The sequence below is a fragment of the Micromonospora craterilacus genome (assembly GCF_003236315.1).
Taxonomy (GTDB): domain Bacteria; phylum Actinomycetota; class Actinomycetes; order Mycobacteriales; family Micromonosporaceae; genus Micromonospora; species Micromonospora craterilacus.
On record NZ_POTY01000293.1, the window covers coordinates 1 to 7,822 of the forward strand.

8 protein-coding genes are annotated in these 7,822 nt (G+C 69.9%); 6 read left to right on the forward strand and 2 right to left on the reverse strand.

Features of this window, described 5'->3' with window-relative positions; genetic code table 11:
* Positions 1–65: 65 nt before the first annotated feature.
* Positions 66–1,103 carry an aminotransferase class V-fold PLP-dependent enzyme gene (locus tag C1I95_RS30005; RefSeq protein ID WP_111218936.1) on the forward strand — a complete coding sequence of 346 codons (1,038 nt, stop codon included), beginning with the start codon at positions 66–68 and terminating at the stop codon, positions 1,101–1,103.
* A gap of 100 nt (positions 1,104–1,203) precedes the next feature.
* Here C1I95_RS30005 and C1I95_RS30010 read toward each other — a convergent pair whose 3' ends face one another.
* Complete coding sequence (locus C1I95_RS30010) at positions 1,204–2,067, reverse strand: SPFH domain-containing protein (protein WP_111218938.1); 864 nt, start codon at positions 2,065–2,067, stop codon at positions 1,204–1,206.
* Between the two features lie 308 nt (positions 2,068–2,375).
* Here C1I95_RS30010 and C1I95_RS30015 point away from each other — a divergent pair, with 308 nt between their 5' ends.
* The 5 genes from C1I95_RS30015 to C1I95_RS30035 all read left to right on the forward strand — a co-directional run bounded on the left by C1I95_RS30015 (position 2,376) and on the right by C1I95_RS30035 (position 7,105).
* Positions 2,376–3,137 (forward strand): ABC transporter ATP-binding protein, encoded by a 762-nt coding sequence (locus tag C1I95_RS30015; RefSeq protein ID WP_111218940.1) that lies wholly within the window; start codon positions 2,376–2,378, stop codon positions 3,135–3,137.
* A complete protein-coding gene (locus C1I95_RS30020; protein ID WP_111218942.1) occupies positions 3,124–3,816 on the forward strand; it encodes an ABC transporter ATP-binding protein in 693 nt (230 codons plus the stop codon). The genes C1I95_RS30015 and C1I95_RS30020 overlap by 14 nt, the downstream gene beginning before the upstream one ends.
* Positions 3,817–3,872: 56 nt before the next feature.
* Complete coding sequence (locus C1I95_RS30025; RefSeq protein WP_111218944.1) at positions 3,873–5,117, forward strand: ABC transporter substrate-binding protein; 1,245 nt, start codon at positions 3,873–3,875, stop codon at positions 5,115–5,117.
* Between the two features lie 7 nt (positions 5,118–5,124).
* Positions 5,125–6,009 carry a branched-chain amino acid ABC transporter permease gene (locus tag C1I95_RS30030; protein ID WP_111218946.1) on the forward strand — a complete coding sequence of 295 codons (885 nt, stop codon included), beginning with the start codon at positions 5,125–5,127 and terminating at the stop codon, positions 6,007–6,009.
* Between the two features lie 76 nt (positions 6,010–6,085).
* Positions 6,086–7,105, forward strand: a complete 1,020-nt coding sequence (locus C1I95_RS30035) for a branched-chain amino acid ABC transporter permease (protein ID WP_111218948.1) — start codon at positions 6,086–6,088, stop codon at positions 7,103–7,105.
* Between the two features lie 93 nt (positions 7,106–7,198).
* On the opposite strand, the gene C1I95_RS30040 is transcribed toward C1I95_RS30035, so the two are convergent.
* Complete coding sequence (locus tag C1I95_RS30040; protein WP_111218950.1) at positions 7,199–7,786, reverse strand: hypothetical protein; 588 nt, start codon at positions 7,784–7,786, stop codon at positions 7,199–7,201.
* Between the last annotated feature and the right edge of the window lie 36 nt (positions 7,787–7,822).

Here is a 7,822-nt window from a genome sequence, read left to right on the forward strand (position 1 = left end):
GTGGGGGCCACGGGGGTGGGATTGGCGCTCAGCGCGGGTCGTCGGGGCGACTAGCGTCGGTGGGCGTGGAACTGGAGCAGGCGCAGAAGTTGTGGCAACCGCAGCCCGGCTGGCTGAACACGGCCAGCTACGGGTTGCCGCCCGACCCGGCCTGGGAGGCGTTGCAGGAGGCGCTGGCCGGCTGGCGCGTGGGGCGGGCACCCTGGGAGACCTGGAGCGAGGCGACCGACCGGTCCCGGGCCGCGTTCGCCCGGCTGGTCGGGGTGCCGGCGGTCGACGTGGCGGTCGGCGCCACTGTCTCCCAGCTGCTGGCCCCGGTCGCCGCCGCGTTGCCCGCCGGTGCGCGGGTGGTCGTCCCCGAGGTCGAGTTCACCTCCAATCTCTTCCCCTGGCTGGTGCAGCAGGACCGAGGCGTCGAGGTGCGCACCGTGCCGCTGGACAAGCTGGCCGCCTCGGTCGACGCCGACACCGACCTGGTGGCGTTCAGCGTGGTGCAGTCCGCCGACGGTGCGGTGGCCGCGTACGACGACATCGTCGCGGCGGCCCGGGCGCACGGCGCGCTCGTCGCGGTCGACGCCACCCAGGCGTGCGGCTGGCTGCCGTTCGAGGCGGCTCGTGCCGACGTGGTCGTGGTCGGCGGGTACAAGTGGCTGATGGGTCCGCGGGGCACCGCGTTCGCCTACCTCGATCCGGCGCTGCGGGAGCGGATACGGCCGGACGCCGCTGGCTGGTACGCCGGCGTCGACCCGCACTCGTCCTACTACGGACCGCCGCTGCGGCTCGCCGACGACGCCCGCCGGTTCGACATCTCGCCGGCCTGGTTCTGCTGGGTGGGTGCGGCCCCGGCGCTGGAACTGCTGCTGGAGATCGGGGTGCCGGCGGTGCACGCGCACGACGTGGCGCTGGCCAACCGGTTCCTCGCGGGACTGGGGCAACCACCCGGGCGCAGCGCGATCGTCACCGTGGAGGTGCCCGGTGCGCAGGAGAAGCTCGAACGGGCCGGCGTCCGCGCGGCGGTGCGCGCCGGCCGGGTCCGGGCCGCCTTCCACCTCTACTCCACGCAGCAGGACGTCGACCTCGCCCTGGACGCGCTGACCAGCTGACCGGCGGCCAGTTGACCGGCGGCCAGTTGACCGGCGGCCAGTTGACCGGCGGCCTTGCGGCCCTCGCCGGGCTACCGGCGAGGGCCGCAAGGCGGCGGGGTCACTTGGCGGTGCCGGTGACGATGCCCGGGTTGATGCACAGGCCCGGCGTGCTGCCGTTCTTCTCGGCGATCTCCAAGCAGCGGGTCACCTTGTCCACCTTGGCGTTGGTCTCGGTGATCTGCTTCTGGATCTCGGCGTTGCGGCGGTCCTGTTCGAGGTTGCGGGTCTGGGCGAGCTTGTCCTGGAACGCCTTGATGTTGCCCTCGGTCTTGTCGTCGTGGTTGACCCGGGTGATGGTGACCGACAGGATGTCGACGTCGTCGGCCAGCCGGCCCTCCGCGTTGGTCTTGATGCTCTCCGAGAAGGGCTTGAGGTCGACGTTCAGGTTGCCGGTCTGTCCGTCGATCCGCTCCAGCGGGTTGTAGGCGGTGAAGGCGTCGTTCACCGCGCTGTCCAGCTGCACGCCGACCCGCTGTCCCCGGAAGCTGTCGAAGTCGCCCTTGTAGTCCATGAACTGTTTCGGGGCGTTCTCGGGCCGGACCTGCCACTCGACCAGCACCTCGACGCACGCGTCGGCGAGGGTGCCGGTACGCACCCGTACGCAGTTGCTGTCGCCGATGTGGTCGTACTTCTGCCGCCCGGCGTCCCACTCGCCGACCCGCTGCCACGGCGCGACCCACTTCAGGCCGGACCCGGTGACCTCGCCGGTCGGCTTGCCGAAGCTGGTGACGATTCCGACCGAGCGGATCGGTACCGAGTGGGCGCTGGACGCCACGGTGAGAAGGGTTGTCGCGGCCAGGGCGGCGACCGCCGCCAGGACGGCGGTCTGTCGCAGGCTGCGCTGCGAGCTGAGGAGTGCGACGGCGACGGCGATGATCGCGACGGCTGCGGCGACGATCGCGAGGGTGAAGCCGAACGGCATGTGTCCGGACCTTTCGGGGTGGCCTGCTGTGTTGATCATCAACGTAGCTGCCGTGGTCAAGATCGGGCCGCCGGAGGGTGGTATCGACACATGTCTTACCGGAGGGGCTGCCGTTGCCTGCCGGCGTCGATGGTCTCGGCGGCGGTGCGCTGCCCCTGCGGGTGGGGCTGGCGCACCCCTGGGGAACCCGAAATATGTCGATCATCGACATAGATCGACATGTTGGCCGGGCCGTAGGTTTCCTGCACGCGGCGGCCCTGTGACCCCGATCACCGAACTGGTCGTTGCCGGTAACCGAAGGATGGGCGATGACCGGGCAAGCAATCCTGTCGGCGCGCGGACTGACCCGCGACTTCCGGGGTTTCCGGGCGGTCGACACTGTCGACCTCGACGTCGCGCCGGACAGCGTGCACGCGTTGGTGGGGCCGAACGGCGCAGGCAAGACCACGCTGTTCAACCTGCTCACCGGCTTCCTGCGGCCCACCGACGGGCGGATCGAGCTGGCCGGCCGGGACGTCACCGGCCTGCCCCCGGAGCAGGTCGCCCGACTGGGGGTGGCCCGCTCGTTCCAGATCACCAGTCTCTTTCCGCAGCTGAGTGCCCGCGAGCACGTCGAGCTGGCGTTGCAGAGCCCGAGCGGGCTGGGCTGGCAGTTCTGGCGCTCGGCGAAGCTGATGCGCCGCTACGCCGACCGGGCGGCCGAGCTGCTCGACATGGTGGGCCTCGCCGAGCTGGCCGACGCGCCGGCCGAGGCGCTGGCCTACGGGCGTAAGCGGGCCCTGGAACTGGCCATCGCCCTGGCACTCGACCCGAAGGTGCTGCTGCTGGACGAGCCGACCGCCGGCATGGGTCTGGAGGACGTGGACCGCACCGTCGACCTGATCGGTCGCATCCGCGCGGGCCGGACCGTGGTCATGGTCGAGCACAACATGAGTGTGGTCGGGCGGCTCGCCGACACCGTCACCGTCCTGCAGGCCGGCCGGGTCCTCGTCGAGGGCCCGTACGAACAGGTCCGCGCGGACGAGCGCGTGATCACCGCCTACCTGGGAGCCGCAGATGCTGCGCATTGAGAACCTGTCCGCCTGGTACGGCGAGGCGCAGGTGCTGCGGGACGTCAGTCTCGAGGTGGCCACCGGCGAGGTGGTCACCCTGGTCGGGCGCAACGGCGCCGGCAAGTCCACCCTGCTGCGCTGCGCGATGGGGCTGCACGCCGGGCAGCGCGGCACGGTGGAACTCGACGGGCGTGACGTCACCAAGCTGCCGGCCTACCGCCGGGCCCGGCTCGGACTCGGCTGGGTACCTGACGATCGGGGCAGCTACGCCACGCTCAGCGTCACCGAGAACCTCACGTTGCCGCCGGCGGTGGGCCCGGATCCGTGGTCGCTGGAGCGGGTGTACGAGGCGTTCCCCGCCCTCTACGAGCGGCGCGACTCGGCGGCCACCATGCTCTCCGGTGGCGAGCAGCAGATGCTGGCGCTGGCCCGGGTGCTGCGGATGGGCGCCCGACTGATGCTCTGCGACGAGCCGACCGAGGGCCTGTCTCCGCTGCTGGTGCAGCAGGTCGGCGAGATCCTGCGGCAGGCCAAGCAGCACGGCGTGACCGTGCTGCTGGTGGAGCAGAACCTGCACTTCGCCACCGGCGTCGCCGACCGGCACTACCTGCTGGCCGAGGGGCGCATCGCGGAGGCGATGGACAACTCCGAGGTGCGGTCGCGCGAGCGCGAGCTGCTGTCGTACCTCGGCATCTGATGAATTTCTCGACAGGGACAGCGAGCCGCGCCCGGCGCGGACATGGAGGGACGGGCATGCGTAGAACCACAGGGTTGGCGGCGGTCTCCGCCGTCACGATGTTGATCGCCGGCTGCGGCGGCGGCGGACCGCAGAGCTCGGGCGACTCGAAGCTCACCGACGACAAGATCGTGCTGGGCGTCCTGAACGACCAGTCCGGGGTCTACTCCGAACTGTCCGGCAAGAACTCGGTGAAGGCCGTGGAGATGGCCATCGCCGACTTCAAGGCCAAGCACGGCGACCAGGTGATCACCGACAACATCAGCGTCGAGTTCGCCGACCACCAGAACAAGCCGGACATCGCCAACAACCGGGCGGCCGAGCTGTACGACCGCAAGGGCGCCGACGCGATCTTCGACGTGCCCACCTCCTCGGCCGCGCTGAAGGTGGCCGACGTGGCGAAGGCGAAGAAGAAGCCGTACTTCAACATCACCGGCGCCACCACGGAGTTGACCGGCAAGGCCTGCAACAAGTACACGTTCCACTACGCGTACGACACCTACATGCTGGCCAACGGCACCGGCCGGACGGTCACCGAGCAGGGCGCCAAGAACTGGTACATCGTCTACCCGGACTACGCGTTCGGGCAGGACATGGAGAAGAGCTTCTCCGCCGCGGTGCAGGCGGCGGGCGGCACCATCGTCGGCAAGGACCCGACGCCCTTCCCGAACGACAACTTCTCCACCTTCCTGCTGAAGGCTCCGACGCTCAACCCGAAGCCGGACGTGCTGGGCACCATGCAGGCCGGTGCCGACCTGGTCAACCTGGTGAAGCAGTACAACGAGTTCAAGCTGCGGGAGAAGGGCGTCAGCCTCTCCGTCGGCCTGATGTTCCTGACCGACATCCACTCCCTGACGCCTGACGCGCTGGCCGGCACCACCTACACCGACGCCTGGTACTGGAACTTCGACCAGAAGAACCGGGAGTTCGCCGACCGGTTCCAGCAGGAGACCGGAGCCCGCCCGACCTTCGCGCACGCCGCGAACTACTCGGCGGCGTTCCAGTACCTGGAGGCCGTGCAGGCCGCCGGCACCGACGACGCCGACAAGGTGGTCGAGCAGCTCGAGGGGAAGACGATCGAGGACGTCTTCCTGCGCAACGGCAAGATCCGGGCCGAGGACCACCGGGTCATCCACGACGCCTACCTGGCCGAGGTCAAGCCGGCCGCCGAGGTCACGGAGCCGTGGGACTACGTGAAGATCCTCAAGACCATCCCCGCCGAGCAGGCGTTCGCGAGCCCTTCGGCCGACTGCAAGATGTGACGAGGCGATGAGCGGTTTCCTGCAACACACGTTCAACGGGTTGGTGGGCGGGGCGTTCTACGCCCTGCTCGCCCTCGGGCTCGCGGTCATCTTCGGGATGCTGCGAGTGGTCAACTTCGCCCACGGTGCCTTCTACATGCTCGGCGCCTTCGGGGCGTACGTGCTGCTCACCGAGGTCGGGGTGCCGTTCTGGGGCGCGCTGGTGATCGTGCCGGTGGTACTGGGTCTGTTCGGCATGGCGCTCGAACGGGCGTTCATCCACCGGCTGACCCGGCTGGATCCGCTCTACAACTTCCTGCTGACCTTCGGGTTGACGCTGATCCTGCAGGACCTGGTCAAGAGCCGGTACGGCGTGCAGTCCAGCCCGTACGCCACCCCGGCCGGACTGCAGGGCTCGGTCGACTTCGGTCTGTTCACCTTCCCGACGTACCGGGTCTTCGTGCTGGGCTTCGCCATCCTGGCCTGCCTCGGGGTCTGGTGGCTGCTGACCCACACCCGGATCGGCATGGTGGTCCGGGCCGCCACGGAGCGGCCCGAACTGACCCGGGCGTTCGGCATCAACGTCGGGCGCTGGGTGACGCCGGTGTTCGGCTTCGGCATCGCCCTGGCCGGCGCCGCCGGGGTACTCGCCGCACCGATGCGGGCGGTCAACCCGCTGATGGGCACCGACCTGATCATCGTGGTTTTCGCGGTCGTGGTGATCGGCGGGCTCGGATCCATCTTCGGCTCGGTGGCCGCCGGCTTCGGCATCGGCCTGTTGCAGGCATGGGGCGAGGCCTACCTGTCGGAGACGGCGCCGATCCTGGCGCAGACCCTGGTGTTCATCGTGATGGCCGTCGTGCTGCTGTGGCGGCCGGCCGGCCTGTTCGGACGGGAGGAGTCGCCGGCATGAGCGAGCGTCAGCGAGCGAATCATCGACGCGGTGCGGTGGTGCCTCATGGTGGCACGGAGCGCAGCGGAGTGCCGGCATGAGCGAGACATCGACCGTGCAGCCGGCGGAGAGTCCCGCCGCCGCTGTGCCACGATCCGCGCTGGGCGCGGTGGGCGCCGCTCCCGGCTGGGTGCGCTACGCCCTGCTCCTGGTCGGGCTGGCGGTCGCGCTGTGGCTGCCCAACGGGCTCTACCCGGCCATCGCCGTGGACATCCTGTGCTGGGCGCTCTTCGCCGTCGCCATCGACCTGCTGCTCGGCTTCACCGGCCTGATGTCGTTCGGGCACGCGGCCTTCTGGGGAACGTCGGCGTACGCGACGGGGCTCGTGGCGATCCACGCCGGCGTCCCCTTCCCGGTCGCCGTGCTGGCCGGGGCGCTGGTGGCGGCGGTGCTCGCCGTTCCGATCGGGTATCTCGCGGTGAAGCGCACCGGGATCTACTTCGCGATGGTGACCCTCGCCTTCGCGCAGATGATCTACTACATCGCGAACAAGTGGGGCTCCGTCACCGGCGGGGAGAACGGTCTGCAGAGCGTGCCGCGGGAGCTGTTCGGCCTGGACCTCAGCGACGAGTACTACTTCTACTATGCGGCGCTGCCGATCGTGATCCTCGGTCTGGCCGCCGCGTGGCGGATCGTGCACTCGCCGTTCGGTCGGGTGCTGGTCGGTATCCGCGACAACCCGGCGCGGGCCCGCGCCCTCGGCTACCCGGTGCACCGCTACAAGCTCACCGCGTTCGTCCTCTCGGCGTTCCTCGCCGGGCTCGGCGGGGGGCTGTTCGTCATGGGCCACCGGTTCGTCTCACTGGACGCACTGCACTGGACCACGTCGGGCAAGGCCGTCATCGTCGTCGTGCTCGGTGGCATCGGCACCCTCTGGGGCGGCGTGCTCGGTGCGGCCATCCTGGTCCGCCTGGAGGACTGGCTGTCGTACTCGGGGTTCGAGACGATCGGCCTGGTGACCGGCGGCATCTTCGTCCTGGTCGTCCTGCTGTTCCGGCGCGGAATCTGGGGCAGCGTGGCCGCCCTCGCACAGCGCTGGCGGGTCCGCCGCCGGTAGCCCGCGTCCCGGATCGGACACGCCGCTGGCCGGCATCCTGGTGGATGCCGGCCAGCGGTTTCCTGCTCCCCCTGTGGAGGAATGTCTGTCGGGTCAGCTGGTCCAGTGCTGGGCGACCAGGTCGGCGGCCTGCTGTTCCCACTGGGCGTAGTGGTCGGGGTATGCCGACACCTGCACGGTCTGGGCGGCGGCGGTCAGTGGCATGTCCTGCCAGCCGTCGACCTGCTTCAGGCCGTTGAGGAAGGCGGTGGTGGAGTACTCGGGGTCGGTGATCTGCTCGACGGTGCCCCAACCCGAGGAGGGGCGCTGCTGGAACAGGCCCTGCGAGTCGTGGTCGTTGCGGTCGCCGAGGTGGCCCAGGTTCTCCAGCTTGGATTCCTGCAGCGAGGTGGCGATCGCGACGACGGCGGCTCGTTCGTCCATGCCGGTCTTCTTGGTGGCGGCGATGATCGCCTTGGCGTTGTCGGTCTGTTCGCCGTTGAGGTCGACGCGGGACTGGGTGCCCTGCACGCCGTGCGGGATCAGGGTGCCGGTGTCCGGCTTGGCGGCCTGGACGGCGGCGGCGGTGGTACCGGTGGTGCCGGTGGTGGGGGTGTCGTGGTTGAGCGGGCCGGCGGCGAGGCCACCGGCGATGGCGAGTCCGGCGATGCCGAGGATGCTCTTACGCAGAGTGGTGTTCATGGTGGATGCTCCGTTCCGGGGGTGTGGGGTGTCGCC

What these genes read in the sequence shown, in the direction of transcription:
- C1I95_RS30020 (WP_111218942.1), top strand. Translation starts at nt 3,124, where the DNA reads ATGCTGCGCATTGAGAACCTGTCCGCCTGGTACGGCGAGGCGCAGGTG.
- C1I95_RS30030 (WP_111218946.1), top strand. Translation starts at nt 5,125, where the DNA reads ATGAGCGGTTTCCTGCAACACACGTTCAACGGGTTGGTGGGCGGGGCG.
- C1I95_RS30015 (WP_111218940.1), top strand. Translation starts at nt 2,376, where the DNA reads ATGACCGGGCAAGCAATCCTGTCGGCGCGCGGACTGACCCGCGACTTC.
- C1I95_RS30010 (WP_111218938.1), bottom strand. Translation starts at nt 2,067, where the DNA reads ATGCCGTTCGGCTTCACCCTCGCGATCGTCGCCGCAGCCGTCGCGATC.
- C1I95_RS30025 (WP_111218944.1), top strand. Translation starts at nt 3,873, where the DNA reads ATGCGTAGAACCACAGGGTTGGCGGCGGTCTCCGCCGTCACGATGTTG.
- C1I95_RS30035 (WP_111218948.1), top strand. Translation starts at nt 6,086, where the DNA reads ATGAGCGAGACATCGACCGTGCAGCCGGCGGAGAGTCCCGCCGCCGCT.
- C1I95_RS30040 (WP_111218950.1), bottom strand. Translation starts at nt 7,786, where the DNA reads ATGAACACCACTCTGCGTAAGAGCATCCTCGGCATCGCCGGACTCGCC.